Annotated in this window: 15 protein-coding genes and 3 tRNA genes; 4 read left to right on the plus strand and 14 right to left on the minus strand. The window is 68.6% G+C overall.

All coding sequences use genetic code 11. The features are described 5' to 3' along the window. The first annotated feature begins 334 nt into the window (after nucleotides 1–334). Nucleotides 335–2,725: a lamin tail domain-containing protein gene (locus H7F30_RS14445; RefSeq protein WP_187035908.1), complete on the plus strand. Its 2,391-nt coding sequence runs from the start codon at nucleotides 335–337 to the stop codon at nucleotides 2,723–2,725. Between the two features lie 70 nt (nucleotides 2,726–2,795). Here H7F30_RS14445 and rplA read toward each other — a convergent pair whose 3' ends face one another. From rplA to H7F30_RS14470, 5 genes are all read right to left on the minus strand, one after another. Further along, nucleotides 2,796–3,515: a 50S ribosomal protein L1 gene (rplA, locus tag H7F30_RS14450; RefSeq protein WP_187035911.1), complete on the minus strand. Its 720-nt coding sequence runs from the start codon at nucleotides 3,513–3,515 to the stop codon at nucleotides 2,796–2,798. A 285-nt stretch (nucleotides 3,516–3,800) separates the two neighbouring features. Continuing rightward, a complete protein-coding gene (gene rplK / locus H7F30_RS14455; RefSeq protein WP_047310409.1) occupies nucleotides 3,801–4,229 on the minus strand; it encodes a 50S ribosomal protein L11 in 429 nt (142 codons plus the stop codon). A gap of 98 nt (nucleotides 4,230–4,327) precedes the next feature. Next, complete coding sequence (gene nusG / locus H7F30_RS14460; RefSeq protein ID WP_047310410.1) at nucleotides 4,328–5,155, minus strand: transcription termination/antitermination protein NusG; 828 nt, start codon at nucleotides 5,153–5,155, stop codon at nucleotides 4,328–4,330. Nucleotides 5,156–5,273: 118 nt separating this feature from the next. Then, nucleotides 5,274–5,525, minus strand: a complete 252-nt coding sequence (gene secE, locus H7F30_RS14465) for a preprotein translocase subunit SecE (protein WP_118912249.1) — start codon at nucleotides 5,523–5,525, stop codon at nucleotides 5,274–5,276. A gap of 30 nt (nucleotides 5,526–5,555) precedes the next feature. Next, nucleotides 5,556–5,628: transfer RNA gene (locus H7F30_RS14470), tRNA-Trp, on the minus strand. 155 nt (nucleotides 5,629–5,783) lie between these two features. On the opposite strand from H7F30_RS14470, the gene H7F30_RS14475 reads away from it, so the two are divergent. Further along, nucleotides 5,784–6,848, plus strand: coding sequence for an adenosine deaminase (locus H7F30_RS14475; RefSeq protein ID WP_187035912.1), 1,065 nt, complete (start codon nucleotides 5,784–5,786; stop codon nucleotides 6,846–6,848). 3 nt (nucleotides 6,849–6,851) lie between these two features. On the opposite strand, the gene H7F30_RS14480 is transcribed toward H7F30_RS14475, so the two are convergent. The 9 genes from H7F30_RS14480 to H7F30_RS14520 all read right to left on the minus strand — a co-directional run bounded on the left by H7F30_RS14480 (nucleotide 6,852) and on the right by H7F30_RS14520 (nucleotide 13,296). After that, nucleotides 6,852–7,958 (minus strand): UDP-N-acetylmuramate dehydrogenase, encoded by a 1,107-nt coding sequence (locus H7F30_RS14480; protein WP_187035914.1) that lies wholly within the window; start codon nucleotides 7,956–7,958, stop codon nucleotides 6,852–6,854. 11 nt (nucleotides 7,959–7,969) lie between these two features. Beyond that, on the minus strand, nucleotides 7,970–8,395 hold the full coding sequence (locus H7F30_RS14485; RefSeq protein ID WP_187035916.1) for a MaoC/PaaZ C-terminal domain-containing protein: 426 nt from the start codon (nucleotides 8,393–8,395) through the stop codon (nucleotides 7,970–7,972). Beyond that, nucleotides 8,392–8,814 carry a MaoC family dehydratase N-terminal domain-containing protein gene (locus H7F30_RS14490; RefSeq protein ID WP_047310414.1) on the minus strand — a complete coding sequence of 141 codons (423 nt, stop codon included), beginning with the start codon at nucleotides 8,812–8,814 and terminating at the stop codon, nucleotides 8,392–8,394. Before H7F30_RS14490 ends, H7F30_RS14485 begins: the two co-directional genes overlap by 4 nt. A gap of 132 nt (nucleotides 8,815–8,946) precedes the next feature. Continuing rightward, nucleotides 8,947–9,117 (minus strand): 50S ribosomal protein L33, encoded by a 171-nt coding sequence (gene rpmG / locus H7F30_RS14495; RefSeq protein ID WP_047311061.1) that lies wholly within the window; start codon nucleotides 9,115–9,117, stop codon nucleotides 8,947–8,949. Between the two features lie 46 nt (nucleotides 9,118–9,163). Continuing rightward, a tRNA-Met gene (locus H7F30_RS14500) sits at nucleotides 9,164–9,240 on the minus strand. A 40-nt stretch (nucleotides 9,241–9,280) separates the two neighbouring features. After that, a tRNA-Thr gene (locus H7F30_RS14505) sits at nucleotides 9,281–9,353 on the minus strand. A 430-nt stretch (nucleotides 9,354–9,783) separates the two neighbouring features. Next, complete coding sequence (locus H7F30_RS14510) at nucleotides 9,784–10,650, minus strand: MaoC/PaaZ C-terminal domain-containing protein (protein WP_222617815.1); 867 nt, start codon at nucleotides 10,648–10,650, stop codon at nucleotides 9,784–9,786. Between the two features lies 1 nt (nucleotide 10,651). Next, on the minus strand, nucleotides 10,652–12,016 hold the full coding sequence (locus H7F30_RS14515) for a 3-oxoacyl-ACP reductase (RefSeq protein WP_187035918.1): 1,365 nt from the start codon (nucleotides 12,014–12,016) through the stop codon (nucleotides 10,652–10,654). After that, entirely contained in the window at nucleotides 12,016–13,296 is a 1,281-nt protein-coding gene (locus H7F30_RS14520) for an acetyl-CoA C-acetyltransferase (protein WP_187035920.1), read from the minus strand. Before H7F30_RS14520 ends, H7F30_RS14515 begins: the two co-directional genes overlap by 1 nt. A 132-nt stretch (nucleotides 13,297–13,428) precedes the next feature. Here H7F30_RS14520 and H7F30_RS14525 point away from each other — a divergent pair, with 132 nt between their 5' ends. Then, nucleotides 13,429–14,154, plus strand: coding sequence for a TetR/AcrR family transcriptional regulator (locus tag H7F30_RS14525; protein WP_129664268.1), 726 nt, complete (start codon nucleotides 13,429–13,431; stop codon nucleotides 14,152–14,154). Between the two features lie 77 nt (nucleotides 14,155–14,231). Then, the gene (locus tag H7F30_RS14530) at nucleotides 14,232–16,283 is read left to right on the plus strand and encodes an acyl-CoA dehydrogenase (protein ID WP_187035922.1); all 2,052 of its coding nucleotides are present in this window, start codon (nucleotides 14,232–14,234) and stop codon (nucleotides 16,281–16,283) included. The last annotated feature ends 98 nt before the right edge of the window (nucleotides 16,284–16,381 follow it).

Raw genomic sequence — 16,381 nt, forward strand, 5'->3', positions numbered from 1 at the left:
GCTGAGGCTCGAAAGCACCGATGACACGCACTCAAGGAGTGCGGCCACGATGGACGACTTAGCTCACCTACGCGGGCTGCTCACCTTCGTGAGGCCTTCGGTCGTGCGCCGCTTCTAGAAGCAACTCATGACAACCGGCGGTCATTGGTACGCAAGAGACTACCGGGCGCGGTGCCAGCGACCAAATCGAGGGCGCCGTCTTGCCCGGACGGCACGGACGTCGTCGACAGCACACCTGCTGTTCATCCACCGGACGCATCGGGCGCGCTCCGCGAACTCCTTTGGCAGCGTATGTTTTTCGGCGCACCCTGAAAACTCCTTGGAAGGCATCCCCATGGGTCAGCACCCTCCCCGCCGGTTCCTCGCCGGCACGACCGCCCTCGTCGTGGTCGGCGCGCTCGGCACCGCGTTCAGCCCCGCGCAAGCCGCGTCCTCGACCGTCCTCGTCTCCGAGGTCTTTGGGGGCGGCGGCAACTCCGGCGCTCCGCTGCGCAGCGACTTCGTCGAGCTGTACAACGCCTCCGGCACGGCGATCGACCTCACCGGGTGGAGCGTGCAGTACTGGTCCGCCTCAGGCACGAGCGCGCAGACGACGCCCCTCACCGGCTCGGTCCCGGCGGGCCACCACTTCCTCGTCCAGGAGGCTGACGGAGCGAACACCTCGGCCGCGGCCCTTCCGAACGCCGACGTGACGGGCCGCATCCCCATGTCCTCCTCCGCCGGTCGCGTCGCCCTCGTCAACGCCGATGGCGCCACCGTCGACCTCGTCGGCTGGGGCAATGCGGCGGTCGCCGAAGGAGTCCCGGCTCCCGCGACGTCGAACACCACCTCCGTCGCACGCCGCAGCGAGTGCACAGACACCGACGACAACGCGAGTGACTTCGCCACCGGGGCGCCCTCTCCGGCGGGCGCTGCCGCCGGCGCGAGCTCGTGCTCTGCCGTGCAGCCGCCAGCCCCATCGGCCACGACCATTCAGGAGATCCAGGGATCGTCGCACCTCTCCCCGCTGCGCGATCAGCGCGTGAGCGGCGTTGCCGGTGTCATCACGGCGACCTCGCGCACCGGCTTCTGGATGCAGGCGCCCAGCGACGAGAACGACGCCACGAGCGATGCTGTCTTCGTCTACACCAGGTCGGCGCCGGCGCAGAGCGTCGGTGACGCCGTCGAGGTCGCCGGCGTGGTCACCGAGTTCCGCCCCGGCGGCGCATCCGGCAACGACAACCTCACGACGACCCAGATCTCGAGCCCGAAGGTCTCCGTCACCGGCCACGGCCAGGCGATTCCGGCCGTGTGGATCGGCAAGGACCGCATCGCACCGCAGCAGACGATCGAAGCGGGCGACCCCAAGAGCGTCGAGTACGACTCCGCCGTCTTCGACCCGGCCCGGCACTCCATCGACTTCAACGAGTCCCTCGAGGGCATGAAGGTGGCTCTCGACGATGCGCGCGCCGTCGGCCCCACGAACGCGCGCTACGGCGAGACGCCCGTCGTGCCCGGCCAGAACGTCAGCGCCACCACCAGCCCGCGCGGCGGCGTCGTGTACGGCGGATACGACCGCCCCAACGCCATGCGCCTCGTTCTCGACGACTCGCTCATCCCGGCGAACTCCATCCCCGCAGCCAACGTCGGCGACACCTACACGGGCACGACCATGGGCATCATGGACTACGCCTTCGCCATGCCCCACGTCCTCGTCACGACGCCCGCCGGCCACATGACGTCCGGCCTCACCCGCGAGACGACGAGCGCACAGTCGAACAACCAGCTCGCCGTCGCCACGTTCAACGTCGAGAATCTCGCGCCCAGCGACCAGCAGGACAAGTACGACCGCCTCGCCGACCAGGTGACGACCAACCTCCGCTCGCCCGACGTCCTCGCGCTCGAGGAGATCCAGGACAACAACGGGGTGCAGAACGACGGCACCGTGGACTCCTCCACCACCGTGCGCAAGCTCGTCGACACGATCAAGGCCAGGGGCGGTCCCGCCTACGAGGCACGGTGGGTCAACCCCGAGGACGGCCAGGACGGCGGCGCGCCCGGCGGCAACATCCGTCAGGTCTTCCTCTTCCGCACCGACCGCGACATCGACTTCGTCGACGCCGGCAACCCGTCCGCGACGACGGCCACGCAGGTCATCGGGCGCGGCAAGAAGGCGGCGCTCACCGTCTCCCCCGGCCGCATCGACCCGACGAACCCCGCCTTCGCGGACTCCCGCAAACCACTCGTCGGCCAGTTCCGCTTCCGCGGCGAGAACGTCTTCGTCATCGCCAATCACTTCAACTCCAAGGGCGGCGACGACCCGCTGTTCGGTCGGTGGCAGCAACCCGTTCGCTCCTCCGAGACCCAGCGCCACGCCCAGGCGCAGGTGGTGCGAACCTTCAGCGACCAGCTCCTCGCAGCCGACCCCGACGCACGAATCGTCGCCCTCGGCGACATCAACGACTTCGAGTTCAGCCGCACCACCGACATCCTCGTCGGCTCCGGAGCGAACGCGATGACGGACCTGCCGCGCACGCTCCCCGCGAACGAGCGCTACAGCTACGTCTACGAGGGCAACAGCCAGATCCTCGACCACATCCTCGTCTCGCCGCAGCTGACGCGCAGCCCCAAGGGCTGGAAGGGCGCGCCCTACAGCTACGACATCGTGCACACGAACAGCGAGTTCACCGACCAGGACTCCGACCACGACCCGCAGGTGGTGCGACTGCAGATCCGCCCCAACTGATCCGATCAGCACAACGCAAGAGGCCCCGCCGAGTTCGACTCGGTGGGGCCTCGTGCGTCAACGAGAAAGATCAGGCCTGGTCGGCCGGCTCCTCCATGAGGTTGCGCGTGCGCGACTGGTCCAGCAGGATGCCGGGGCCCATCGTCGTGGCCAGCGTGGCCTTCGTGATGTAGCGGCCCTTCGACGCGGACGGCTTGAGGCGCAGGATCTCCTCCAGCGCAGCCGCGTAGTTCTCGACGAGGGCGCGCTCGTCGAACGAGGCCTTGCCGATGATGAAGTGAAGGTTCGCGTGCTTGTCGACGCGGAACTCGATCTTTCCGCCCTTGATGTCGGAGACGGCCTTGGCGACGTCCATCGTCACCGTGCCCGTCTTCGGGTTCGGCATGAGACCGCGGGGGCCGAGGACCTTTCCGAGACGACCGACCTTGCCCATGAGGTCCGGCGTGGCGACGACGGCGTCGAAGTCCGTCCAGCCGCCCTGAACCTTGGCGATGAGGTCGTCCGAACCGACGAAGTCGGCGCCGGCGGCCTCAGCCGCAGCTGCCTTGTCGCCGTTCGCGAAGACGAGGACGCGGGCCGTCTTACCCGTGCCGTGCGGCAGGTTGACCGTGCCGCGGACCATCTGGTCGGCCTTGCGCGGGTCGACACCGAGACGCATCGCGACCTCGACGGTGGCGTCGAACTTCGTCTCGTTCGTCGACTTGGCGATACGAACCGCCTCGAGCGGGGAGTAGAGCTTGCCGGCCTCGATCTTCTCTTCGGCCGCGCGGTAAGCCTTGCTGCGCTTCATGAGTTCTCCTTGGAACAGGTGGAGGTCGTGGTTGTACGGACCAGCGCGGGCCCAACCACTTTCGAACCGTGAGGTTCACGACGGACGGAAAGGCTCCGAACGCCGCTGATGCCACAAGGGCAACCCTTCAAGAATAGCCGAAGGGCCCAGACCACCGAAATCGGTGAGCTGGGCCCTTCGAGGACGACAGCGGTGGAGATCAGGCCATATTTTCTGGACTGAAAGCACACCGCCGGAGCGTCACCTACGAAGCGAACGCTCGGCGTCCGTTCCGTCGGTGCACTTTCAGTCCGTGGTAATACCCATCGAGCGCGCCGTTCCCGCAATGATGCGCGAGGCCATGTCGATGTCGTTGGCGTTCAGGTCCTGCATCTTCATCTCGGCGATCTCGCGGATCTGGTCCTTGCTCAGGTGAGCGACCTTCGTCTTGTGGGGCTCGCCGGAGCCCTTCTGCACGCCCGCAGCCTTCTTGATGAGCTCAGCAGCCGGCGGCGTCTTCGTGATGAACGTGAAGGAGCGGTCTTCGTAGACCGTGATCTCGACCGGGATGACGTTGCCACGCTGGGATTCCGTCGCGGCGTTGTACGCCTTGACGAACTCCATGATGTTGACGCCGTGCTGACCCAGCGCCGGACCGACCGGCGGTGCCGGCGTAGCCGCGCCGGCCTGGATCTGCAGCTTGATGAAGCCGGAAACCTTCTTCTTCGGGGGCATGGTGCCACCTCTTTCGTGTTGTGGGCCGACGCCGTGGGCGATGACCCGGTTGCATCCTCGTCACCCGGACGGGCGACGAGAGGAACAGGTGGGGCTGATCAGATCTTGGCGACCTGGTTGAAGCCCAGTTCGACCGGCGTTTCGCGGCCGAAAATGGAGACGAGGACCTTGAGCTTCGCGGTGTCAGCGTTGATCTCGGAGATCGTCGCGGGCAGCGTCTCGAACGGGCCCTCCATGACGGTGACGGACTCGCCGACGGTGAAGTCGACAGCAACCGGGGCCGTGCCCGAGCCGCCCTTGGCGCCTCCCGTGGCAGCGGCGTCGGAAGCCTTCTCCGGCTCGTCGAACGTCGGGTTCAGCATCGTGACGACCTCGTCGATCGACAGCGGCGACGGCTGGTGGGCGTTGCCCACGAAGCCGGTGACGCCCGGCGTGTGACGCACGGCGCCCCACGACTCGTCGGTGAGGTCCATGCGCACGAGGACGTATCCGGGCATGCGAACGCGCGTGCCGGACTTCTTCTGACCGTTGCGGATCTCGGTGTACTCCTCGATCGGCACCTCGATCTGGAAGATGTAGTCCTCCATGTTGAGGCTCGTGATGCGCTGCTCGAGGTTCGTCTTCACGCGCTTCTCGTAGCCGGCGTAGGAGTGGATGACGTACCAGTCACCGAACTGCGACTTGAGGTCGGCGATGAAGGCCTCGCGCGGGTCGACGGCAGCCTCGTCGGCGCCGTCCTCGGAAGCGGACGCCTCGTCCTCGGTGCGCGCGGCGTTCTCCTCGTCGGCTTCGTCGGCCGTCGGCAGCTTGCCGATCTCGCCGAGCTCGGGCGTGAGATCGGCGTCCGGCGTCTGTGCGGCGTCGGCCGCGTACTCGGCCTCTTCTCGAGCGGCGGGCGAGAGCTGCTCGGGGTTCTGCTCGGTCATCGACCCTGCTTCCTTCACATGAGGGGAACTACATTCAAGTGGTGCGCCACACAAGCGCGCCGCCCGTGCCTCCCGCGAAGCGGGCGCCCAGGCGGCGACTCTCGTGATGTCTCGGGGATCAGCCGGAGCCGAAGACCCACGACACCGCACGCGTGAACATCCAGTCTAGACCGTTGACGTAGGCCATGATGACCGCGAGGAACACCAGGACGGCAATCGTGAAGCTGGTGAGTTCGTCACGCGTGGGGTAGACGACCTTGCGCATCTCGTCGATCACCTGTCGGACGAACAACAGGATGCGGCCGAAGAAACCGCGGCGCTCACGCTCGCCTGCGACGGCCGTGCTCGTCGCTGCGTCGTTGTCTGCCACAGTGTCACCCTTCCGGATCAGTGCGCTGTGCAGGGCACGAGGGACTTGAACCCCCAACCCCCGGTTTTGGAGACCGGTGCTCTGCCAATTGAGCTAGTGCCCTTCGCGGGTTGCCCCGCGCGGTATCCCGAATGGGTGTCCGGTCTACCGGCGCACGAGTCTACGGGACGAACAGCGCTGGGTGGAAATCGGGGTGGCCTCAGGCGGCGGGGCTGCGTCACGGTCGGGAACGCCCGCGCTCGGTGACAGGATGAGGGTGTGACCGGAACGACCAGGACCGCCCGCGACATCGACACCCTCCCGAAGGCCCACCTGCATCTGCACTTCACTGGCTCGATGGCGTTCGACACGCTGCTCGACCTCAGCGTCGCTCACCGAGTTCGCCTTCCGGAGAGCCTCACGGACCACTGGCCGCCGACTCTCGCCTCCGCCATGGACGAACGCGGCTGGTTCCGGTTCCAGCGCCTCTACGACGCGGCCCGCGCCTGCGTGCGCTCGGAGGACGACATGCGACGCATCGTGGACGAGGCCGCGGCCACAGACGCCGCGGAGGGTTCGCGATGGCTGGAGATCCAGGTCGACCCCACCTCCTACGCCCCCTTCGTCGGCGGAATCACACCCGCGCTGGAGATCGTGCTCGACGAAGCGCAGAAGGCGTCCGAGCGCCACGACATCGGCGTCGGCGTCGTCGTGGCTGCCTCGCGCCTCAAGCACCCCTTCGACGCCCGCACACTCGCCCGGCTCGCCGCGAGGAACGCAGGCCCGGTTGTCGGCTTCGGGTTGAGTAACGACGAGCGCCGCGGTGACACCGAGAGCTTCGCGCCGGCCTTCCGCATCGCCCGGGACGCCGGGCTCGCCTCGCTCCCCCACGGCGGTGAGCTGCTCGGCCCCGACGCGGTCACGGAAACGCTCGATGCGCTGCGTCCCGACCGCCTCGGCCACGGGGTGCGCAGTGCGGATTCCGATGACGTCCTGCGCAGGGTCGTCGACGACGGTGTGGGCCTCGAGGTGTGTCCCGGCAGCAACGTCGCGCTCGGCGTCTACGAGGAAGCACGTGACGTGCCCCTGCGCCGCCTCTTCGACGCCGGAGCCAAGATGGCGCTCGGCGCGGACGATCCCCTGCTGTTCGGCTCGCGCCTGAGCGATCAGTACCGCACGGCGCGCGACGTCCACGGCTTCAGCGACGCCGAACTCGCGCAGCTGGCACGCGACAGCTTCGCCATCTCCCGAGCACCGCAGGACGTCGTGCAGCGCGCGAACGCCGACATCGATGCGTGGCTGCTCGCCCAGCCCGCCGGCTCGCCCCGGCCGAACGAGGCGTGACGCTCAGAGCGTGAGGCCGACCCAGACGGGCTCGGGCACGAGACGGACGCCGAAGGCCTCCTCCACACCGTCGACGACGACGCGGGCGAGCGCTGCGACATCGGCAGCAGTGGCCGTACCGCGGTTCGTCAGGGCGAGCGTGTGCTTCGTCGAGAGGGCCGCGGGGCCCGGCATGTTGTAGCCCTTGCCGAAGCCGCCCTTGTCGATGAGCCACGCGGCCGACGTCTTGAACATGTCGGGGTGCGCCGCGCCCGCGGGGAACTGCGGAGGCACCGGGCCGTCGGCGCCGAGGCGCTCCTCGGCGCGCGCGACGATCGAGTCCATTTGCTCACGCGTGACGATGGGGTTGGTGAAGAACGAGCCGCACGACCACGTGTCGTGATCGCCTGCCTCGAGCACCATGCCGCGCTTCGCGCGCTGCGCGAGAACGCCTGCACGCGCGTCGGCGAGCGGCACGCGCTCGCCCTGCTCGACGCCCAGGCCGGCCGCAAGGTCGGCGTACGCGATGGGCTGGCTGCGGTCTGCCTTGCGCAGCTGGAACGAGACGTCGAGCACGACGTAGCGCCCGCTCTTGTCACCGTCGCGATACGGGGTGCTCTTGAAGATGCTGTGGCGATAGGTGAACTCGCAGTCGGCGTTCGCGAAGGTCTTGATCTGCTGCGTCACCCGGTCGTAGGTGCGCACGCTGGAGATCGTCTGGGCGACCTCCTGGCCGTAGGCGCCGACGTTCTGCACCGGGGTGGCACCGACGAGACCGGGAATGCCGCAGAGCGCCTCGATGCCCGACCAGTCGCGCTCACACGCCTCCCGCACGAAGTCGTCCCACACGACGCCGGCACCGACGCGGACGGTGACGCCACCGCAGTCTGAGTCGTGCTCGATCTCGAGGCCCTGGTTGGCGATCTTGACGACCGTTCCGGGGAACCCCTCGTCGGCGATGAGCAGGTTGGAGCCGCCGGAGAGAACGAGCAGGGGCTCGCCCGCGTCGTCGGTCTCGCGCACGGCGTCGACGATCTCGTCGATGGTCTCGGCCACGACGAGGCGGCGTGCGGGGCCGCCGACGTGCATCGTCGTCAGCGGTGCCAGGGGGATGTCGAACTGCTCCTGCACGAAGACCTCACTCAGATGTTGACGACCGCTCGGGCTCGGTTCAAGACCTTAGTGCCTGCCACCGACATGGCCGCATCGAGCGTCACGGTGCCGGCGGACTCGTCCGTTGCGGCGACCGTGAGAACGAGCGCCACCTCGACGCCGTCGTCACCGGCCGGCACGACGACCGGGGCGGCGAAGCGCGTCGTGAAGGATGCGACCTCACGCCCCGCCGCTACCGTCTCGACGGCGGAAGCCACGAGGCCCATGGTGAGCATGCCGTGCGCGATGACGTCGGGCAGACCGACGGAGCGGGCAAACTCCTCGTCCTGGTGGATGGGGTTCTGATCGCCACTCGCGTTGGCATAGGCCACGAGGTCGGCTCGCAGCAGACGGTGGGTCGTCGACCAGACCTCGTCACCGACCTCGGCGTCGGCGAGGCATGTCACGGTGCTCATGCCTGCTCCCCTCGAATGACGACGACACTCGTCGTCGTGACGCGGGGCTCGCCCGCAGTGGTCTCGACGCCCGTCTCGAGCGTCACCATGTCGTGCCCGCCGGCCGAGCGCACCCGGCGCACCGTGGTGGTGGCGGCGAGTTCGTCGCCCGCGACGATCGGTGCGTGGTAGGTGAAGCCCTCCTCGCCGTGGACGAGCCGCGAGAAGTCGACGTTCGCCTCCGGATCGACCATGAACTCGGCCTCGGCGCGCTGCGCGATCGTGACGGCGAACGTCAGGGGCGCAGCCTGTGACGTAGCGCCCGAGCTGGCGCCGGGCGAGCGAACGGCCGCAGCGAAGGCGTCGAGCTCGTCCTGCGTCACGACGTGCGGCTCCGGAATGGAATAGGTGCGGCCCTCGACGGCCGGATTCACTGCCATGGCTCGACCGTAGGCGCCCCGCAGGGCTACCCGGAAGTCGCTGCCGACGCCGCACCTGCGCGAGCGGCTCAGACATGACGAAGGGCCGTCACCGTGCGGTGACGACCCTCCGTGGATGTTTCGTGCGCGAGATCAGCGGGTCTCGCGGTGCGCCGTGTGCTTCACGCAGCGCTTGCAGAACTTCGCCAGTTCGAGACGGTCGGGGTTGTTCCGACGGTTCTTCTTGGTGATGTAGTTGCGCTCCTTGCACACGGTGCAAGCCATCGTGATCTTCGGGCGAACGTCAGCGCTCTTGGAGGCCATGTCCCACACCTGCTCTCGGAAAGTCGAAATCTGTTGTCATGAAGATTGGTAGCGGGAGCGGGACTCGATCCCGCGACCTCACGATTATGAGTCGTGCGCTCTAACCAGCTGAGCTACCCCGCCGCGCCGTGAACCTTCCGGGCGAGCCCGAAACATTCAAGCGAGCCCCCAAACGGAATCGAACCGTTGACCTTCTCCTTACCATGGAGACGCTCTGCCGACTGAGCTATAGGGGCCTCGCGCCACCGGTATCGAAGGCTCGACACGTTTTGGGCGCGAGGAAGACCTTACACGGGTGGGTAACCAAAGTGAAATCGAGATGACCTGCGGATGCGGGTGTTCTCGACCACACACGACGCCGCTTCGTGACGCCATCGCTACGACCGTGTAACACCGACCGGCACCCGGGCATTCCCGACGCTGCGCCGGGGCCACTCGGGCCACTCCGGGCCGTCGGAAGCCACTGGCGGCCGTTCGCGCACAGGATGACGGCGGGGCCACCCCCAGAGGTGGCCCCGCCGTCTGCACCTTGTTCACCCTTGCCCTCGACGTGGCCGTCAGGCTCCACGCGAGGACACCCGGACAAACGCCTCGGGGCGCCGGGAAAGTTCCCGACGCCCCGAGGCGTTCTTTCGGCGCTTCTTTTGCGCCGCGATCCGATGCGGCTCAGGCGAGCGGACGCACCGATCCGCGCACGTGTTCCGTGCGCTTCTTCGCGTTGCGCAGGGCAAGGTCGAAACCGCCGTCGCGCGCACCCTCGGCCACGAACGACACCGTGCTGGGGATGAGCAGCGGCTTGCGGAAGCTCATCGTCGCCTCGTAGGCGTCCGGCAAGCGGTTCTCGATCGCCGCGAGCATGCGCGCCTTGCTCCACATGCCGTGCACGATCGTCGTCGGGAAACCGAGCGCCTTGGCAGCGAGCGGGTTCATGTGAATCGGGTTCACGTCGCCCGAGACCTTGGCGTAGCGACGCCCGAGGTCTCCCCCGAGGCGCCACGTGGCTCCGAAGCCCTCGACGGCGTCCGGCTCGTCCACCTTCGGCGGCACCTCGCCCTCGACCTTGCGGCCGCGGAAGAGGTACGTCGAACGCCCTTCCCACACGAGCTCGCCGCCGACGTAGACCTCACCGATGAGGTCGGCCTGCGCGCCGCGGAAGTGCGGACGCAGGTTCTCGGCACGAGCGCGCAGTTCGAGCGTCTCACCGAGCAGCACCGGACGGTGCTGCGTAATGGCGTTCTCGAGGTGCACGCTGCCCATGAGCGGGAACGGGAAGGCCTCGTCGGACATGAGCGCGACCTGCAGCGGGAAGACGAGTACGTGCAGGTACGTGCTCGGCAGGCGGTTGCTCAAAGCGAACCCGCAGACGGCGTCGTAGTCGGCGACGTCGGTGACGCTCGGCGTCACGTCCCGGCGCACGACCTCGACGTCCGGCAGGGTCTTGCCCTTCCGGCGCCCGCCCGTGGCCACGGCCTTCGCGAACATCGGTCCGAGCTTGGGCTCGCCCTTCAGTTCGATCGTCCGAGCAGATGCCACGTCAGGCTCCGATCTGGCTCTGACCGCACACGCGCAGAACCTGGCCGGTCACACCCGCGGAACCCGGCTCGGCGAAGAAGGCGATGGCCTCGCCCACGTCGACCGGCTGGCCGCCCTGGAGCATCGAGTTGAGTCGACGACCCACCTCGCGCGTGGCGACGGGGATCTTGGACGTCATGTCGGTCTCGATGAAGCCCGGCGCGACGGCGTTGACCGTGATGTTACGGTCGGCGAGGTGCTCCGACAGCTCACGGACGAGACCGATGACACCGGCCTTCGACGCGGCGTAGTTGGCCTGGCCACGGTTACCGCCGATGCCCGAGGTGGAGGCGACGGAGACGATGCGGCCGCCGTCCCTGAGCCCGCCCTTGGTGGCCGGGTCGAGGAGCACCTCGTTGATGCGCAGCTGCGAGGCGAGGTTGACGTCGATGACGGAACCCCAGCGGTCCGCGTCGGTGTTGACGAACAGCTTGTCGCGCGTGATGCCGGCGTTGTGGACGATGACGTCGAGCTTGTCGGCCTTGCGTGCCACCGCTTCGGCGATCTTGTGACCGGCGTCCGGCGTCGTGATGTCGAGGCCGAGCGACGTGCCGCCGATCTCGTTGGCGACCTTGCTCAGGGCGTCACCGGCGGCGGGGATGTCGACGGCGATGACGTGCGCACCCGCGCGGGCGAAGACGCGCGCGATCTGCGCACCGATACCGCGAGCGGCGCCGGTGACGACGGCGACCTGACCGTCGAACGGACGGTGCCAGTCGAGCACCTCCTGGACGCCGTGCTTGCGAATGCGCACCGGCTGGCCGGAGACGTACGCCGAGCGGCTCGAGAGGAAGAAGCGCAACGGCGCGGCGAGCACGGAGCTGTCGCCCTGAGCGTTCGGGTCGACCCAGAACAGGTTGGCCGAAGCGCCGGCACGCAGCTCCTTGCCGATCGAGCGCGTGATGCCCTCGAACGCCTGAGCGGTGGCGGCGGCCTCGACGTCGTCGATCTCGCTCGGCGTCGTCGCGAGGACGATGACGCGAGCCGAACGACCGAGCGCCTTGACGGCGGGCACGGCAATGGCGCGGAACGCCTCGAGGTCGGCCAGCGTCTTGGCGTCTGTCACGTCGATGACGAGGGCGCCCAGCTTGTCGCCGTAGGAGGCGTCGGGCGTGGCCTCGACGACCGTGGCGTCGGACGAGCGGATGATCGCGGCGGCGTTGGCGGCAGCGACACCGGCGCCGACGACACCGACGGCGGCGGGGCCGTCGAGGAGGGCCTGGCCCACCTCGTAGCGGCGCAGCACCGGCGGCTGGGGAAGCCCCAGCTGCTTGGCGAGCTTCTTGCCGAAACCGTTGTTGACGAAGTTCGAGTAACCGTCAGCCATCACACTGCCTCCAGAATCGCGACGACGCCCTGGCCACCGGCGGCACACACGGAGATGAGGCCGCGGCCGGAGCCCTTTTCGTGCAGCTGCTTCGCGAGCTGGGCGATGATGCGCCCACCCGTGGCAGCGAAGGGGTGACCCGCCGCGAGCGACGAGCCGTTGACGTTGAGCTTGCTGCGGTCGATCGAGCCCAGGGGCGCGTCGAGACCGAGCTTCTCCTTGCAGAACTCCGGGTCCTCCCACGCCTTGAGCGTCGCGAGGACGGTCGAGGCGAAGGCCTCGTGGATCTCGTAGAAGTCGAAGTCCTGCAGGGACAGACCGTTGCGCTCCAGCAGACGCGGCACGGCGTAGGCGGGAGCCATGAGCAGGCCCTCGTCACCGTTGACGTAGTCCACCGCGGCGCCCTCACCGTCGACGAAGCGGGCGAGCAGCGGCAGGTTGCGCTCCTTGGCCCACTCCTCGCTGCCGAACAGAACGGCCGAGGCACCGTCGGTGAGCGGCGTCGAGTTGCCGGCGGTCATCGTGCGGTTCTCGCCCTTGCCGAAGACCGGCTTGAGCTTGGCGAGCTTCTCCGCCGTGCTGTCGGGGCGAAGGTTGTTGTCCTTGGAAAGGCCCAGGAAGGGCGTGATGAGGTCGTCGAAGAAACCGCGATCGTACGCAGCGGCCATGTTCTGGTGGCTGGCGGCCGCGAGCTCGTCCTGAGCCTCGCGGGTGACGCCCCACTTCTCGGCCGTGATGGCCATGTGGTCACCCATGGTGAGGCCGGTGCGCGGCTCCTCGTTGCGCGGCTGCTCCGGGGACAGCTGGTTCGGGCGGATCGAGGCGAGCGCCTTCAGGCGGTCACCCGTCGTCTTCGCGTAGTTGGCCTTCATCAGCGTCTTGCGCAGGCCGTCGTTGAGGGCCAGCGGGGCGTCGGACGTCGTGTCGGTGCCGCCGGTGATGGCGGAGTCGATCTGGCCGAGCTTGATCTTGTTCGACACGAGGATGGCGGCCTCGAGGCCGGTGGCGCAGGCCTGCTGAATGTCGTAGGCCGGCGTCGCCGGCGCCAGGTGGCTGCCGAGAACCGACTCGCGGGTGAGGTTGAAGTCGCGCGCGTGCTTGATGACGGCGCCCGCGACGACCTCACCGAGGCGTTCGCCGGCCAGGGAGTAGCGCGAGACGAGGCCGTCGATGGCCGCCGTCAGCATGTCCTGGTTGCTCGCCTTGAGGTAGGCGCCGCCCGAGCGTGCGAAGGGGATGCGGTTGCCGCCGATGACGTAGGCGTCACGGATCGTGGTCATTTCTCGCTCCGATGGTCGTGAGAACCCTGGTCGCCGAGCCGCGTTCGCGATTCGACGTGAGTAGAAGTGCTCATTGAAACTTACCGATACGGACAGTAGCAGGTACGCGCGGTACGCGATACCCTCTGGGACATGTCCGCCCCTTCGAGCACCTCCGACCACGGCCAGACACCCCGCGACGGGCGCGACGTGCGCTGGGCCGCCCACCGCGTCGCCAGGCGCCGTGAGCTCGTCGACGCCACCGTGCGGGCCATCCGCACGCACGGCGCCGGCGTCGGCATGGAGGAGATCGCCGCGCAGGCGGGCACGAGCAAGACCGTCATCTACCGCCACCTCGGCGACCGACACGGGGTCTACCTCGCGGTCTGTGAATCCGTTGACGCCCGCATCCTCGCCGAGATCGAGCAGGCCACCGCCTCGTCCGGCGGCTTCGCCACGACGGCCGAGGTCAACCTCCCCCGGATCCTCGGCGCGGTCATCGACAGCTACCTGCGCCTCGTCGAACGCGACCCCGAGGTCTACCGCTTCGTGGTGCGCCGCCCCGACGTCACGCTTCCCGACGACCTGCCGGCGAGCGACCCGGTCACCGGCCTCTCGGGGCGTATTGCGGACAACCTCACCCACCTGCTCGCGCAGCTACAGCCGGACGACGCCCACACCCAGGGGCGGAATCGGGCGCTGGCCTGGGCGCTCGTCGGCATGGTCAAGGAGTCGGCCGATCGCTGGCTCGAAAACCCCGACGGCCTCACGCGTACGGACCTCGCGCGCCACCTCGCAGCGTTCGCCCACACCGGCCTGGCCGGCCACGGCGAGCTCCCGACTTCCGACGGATCGGCCCCACACCCGCGCCGTCGATGACACGATCCTGACCAGACGATGCCCTTCATCCCACCCAGACCGACGCGTCACGCAACGGCGCGTCGCAGGAGGACGACATGAGCACGACCACGAACGACACCACTCCCCGTCACGAGAACCCGAACGCCGCCGAACCGCTCGGCGCACAGGCCGACGTCGACGTCCTGCGCGCCGCGCTCGACGGCCCGTGGCGCGACCTTCGCGAGCGCGTGCGCCGCGAACTGCCGGCCGACGCCATCACGGGCACCCCGGGCGAGCCGATCGACGTCCAGCGCGAGCGCGTCACCCGTCAGGTACTCGCCCTCGCGGACATGGGCTACGGCTCCATCGGCTTCCCCACCGAGCACGGCGGCACCCTCGACTACGGCGCGTCCTGCGTAGCGTTCGAGATGCAAGCCTTCGGCGACCTGTCGCTCCTCATCAAACTCGGCGTCCAGTTCGGCCTGTTCGGCGGCGCGCTCGCCCGCCTCGGCACCGAGCGTCACCTCTCGGCGTACCTGCCCGACATCATGTCGGGGCGCCTCATGGGCTGCTTCGCCATGACGGAGATCGGCCACGGTTCCAACGTCGCAGAGGTCGAGACGACCGCGACGTACGACATCGAGACCGACGAGATCGTCATTCACTCCCCCACCGTCTCCGCGACGAAGACCTACATCGGCAACGCCGCGAAGGACGGCAAGGCGGCCGTGGTCTTCGCCCAGCTCGTCGTGCCGCAGGTCGGCGACGTCCCGGACGGCGAGGAGGAGAGCGGCGAGCACGGCGTGCACGCCCTGTTCGTGCGCATCCGCGACGACGAGGGCAACCCGATGCCCGGCGTCACGATCGGCGACAACGGCGCCAAGGGCGGCCTGCCGGGCGTCGACAACGGCACCATCGCGTTCGACCACGTCCGCGTGCCGCGCGAGAACCTGCTCGACAAGTTCGGCGGCATCGACGAGACCGGCGCCTACGTCTCCGAGATCGACAACGTCAACCGACGCTTCTTCACGATGCTCGGCACCCTCGTGCGCGGCCGCGTCTGCGTCGGTGGCGGCTCGGGTTCCGCGGCGCAGAAGGCGCTGGCCATCGCCATCCGCTACGGCGACCAGCGCCGTCAGTTCGCCGCTCCGGGTGGGGAGCAGGAGATCGTCGTCCTCGACTACCTCGCGCACCAGCGCAAGCTGCTGCCGCGCCTGGCGAAGTCGTACGCGCTGCGGTTCGCGCAGAACGCCATGACCTCGCGCCTGCAGGAGCTCGAGGACGCGGCCAAATCCGCCGAGGGCGGCACGCCCGGCCCCGACCACGAGGACGCCCAGCGCGAACTCGAGTCGTGGGTGGCCGGCATGAAGGCGCAGACGACCTGGCACGCGCTCGACACCATCCAGGCCTGCCGCGAGGCCTGCGGTGGCGCCGGGTACATGGCCGTCAACGGCCTGACGCAGATGCGCGCGGACGTCGACGTCTTCGCCACCTTCGAGGGCGACAACACCGTGCTCATGCAGCTCGTCGCCAAGGGTCTGCTCACCGAGTACCGCGACAGCTGGGGCGACCTCGACATCGCCGGCATGATCGCCCGCGTGGCCTCCCAGACCGTCGAGGGTCTCGTGGAGAACACGCTCAAGCGCGCCGGCCTGCAGAAGCTCATCGACGGCGCCACGCCGCGCAACGACGAGACCGCTCTCGACTCGCGCGGCTGGCAGGAATCGATGTTCTCCGAGCGCGCGAGCCACCTGCTCGAGACGGCGGCGATGCGTCTGCGCAAGGCCGGCAAGGACAACGGCTTCGAGGTGTTCAACAACGCCCAGGACCACATCCTCGCCGCCGCGAAGGCCGACATCGACCTGCGCGTCTTCGAGGCCTTCCAGGACGGCCTCGAGGCGATGGAGAACGGCCCGGCCCGCGACCTCATGGCGAAGGTCTTCGACCTCTACGCCCTGTCGTCGATCGAGGAGGACAAGGGCTGGTTCATGGAGCACGGCCGCCTCTCGGTGGCGCGCTCCAAGGCCGTCACGACGCGCATCAACTCGCTGTGCGGCGAGCTGCGCCCGCACGCCGTCATGCTGACGGAGGCGTTCGGCATCCCCGAGGGCTGGCTCGAGAACGACCTCATCGACCTCGGCCAGGACCGCGCCGGCGTCACCCGCTGACACGAAATCCTCGCACCACCTCAGACGGCGGCCCAGCTCAAGGAAGCGGGGCCGCCGTCGGTGTCCGTCAGCGCTCGCTACGTCACGGCGACCGGGCC

Origin of the sequence: Dermacoccus sp. PAMC28757, assembly GCF_014302635.1 — a bacterium.
Classification (GTDB): Bacteria; Actinomycetota; Actinomycetes; order Actinomycetales; family Dermatophilaceae; genus Dermacoccus; species Dermacoccus abyssi.

Excerpts from the sequence above, each read along its gene's own strand:
- H7F30_RS14445 (WP_187035908.1), top strand. The coding sequence starts at position 335 with ATGGGTCAGCACCCTCCCCGCCGGTTCCTCGCCGGCACGACCGCCCTC.
- rplA (WP_187035911.1), bottom strand. The coding sequence starts at position 3,515 with ATGAAGCGCAGCAAGGCTTACCGCGCGGCCGAAGAGAAGATCGAGGCC.
- rplK (WP_047310409.1), bottom strand. The coding sequence starts at position 4,229 with ATGCCCCCGAAGAAGAAGGTTTCCGGCTTCATCAAGCTGCAGATCCAG.
- nusG (WP_047310410.1), bottom strand. The coding sequence starts at position 5,155 with ATGACCGAGCAGAACCCCGAGCAGCTCTCGCCCGCCGCTCGAGAAGAG.
- H7F30_RS14485 (WP_187035916.1), bottom strand. The coding sequence starts at position 8,395 with ATGAGCACCGTGACATGCCTCGCCGACGCCGAGGTCGGTGACGAGGTC.
- H7F30_RS14490 (WP_047310414.1), bottom strand. The coding sequence starts at position 8,814 with ATGGCAGTGAATCCGGCCGTCGAGGGCCGCACCTATTCCATTCCGGAG.
- rpmG (WP_047311061.1), bottom strand. The coding sequence starts at position 9,117 with ATGGCCTCCAAGAGCGCTGACGTTCGCCCGAAGATCACGATGGCTTGC.
- H7F30_RS14515 (WP_187035918.1), bottom strand. The coding sequence starts at position 12,016 with ATGGCTGACGGTTACTCGAACTTCGTCAACAACGGTTTCGGCAAGAAG.
- H7F30_RS14520 (WP_187035920.1), bottom strand. The coding sequence starts at position 13,296 with ATGACCACGATCCGTGACGCCTACGTCATCGGCGGCAACCGCATCCCC.
- H7F30_RS14525 (WP_129664268.1), top strand. The coding sequence starts at position 13,429 with ATGTCCGCCCCTTCGAGCACCTCCGACCACGGCCAGACACCCCGCGAC.
- H7F30_RS14530 (WP_187035922.1), top strand. The coding sequence starts at position 14,232 with ATGAGCACGACCACGAACGACACCACTCCCCGTCACGAGAACCCGAAC.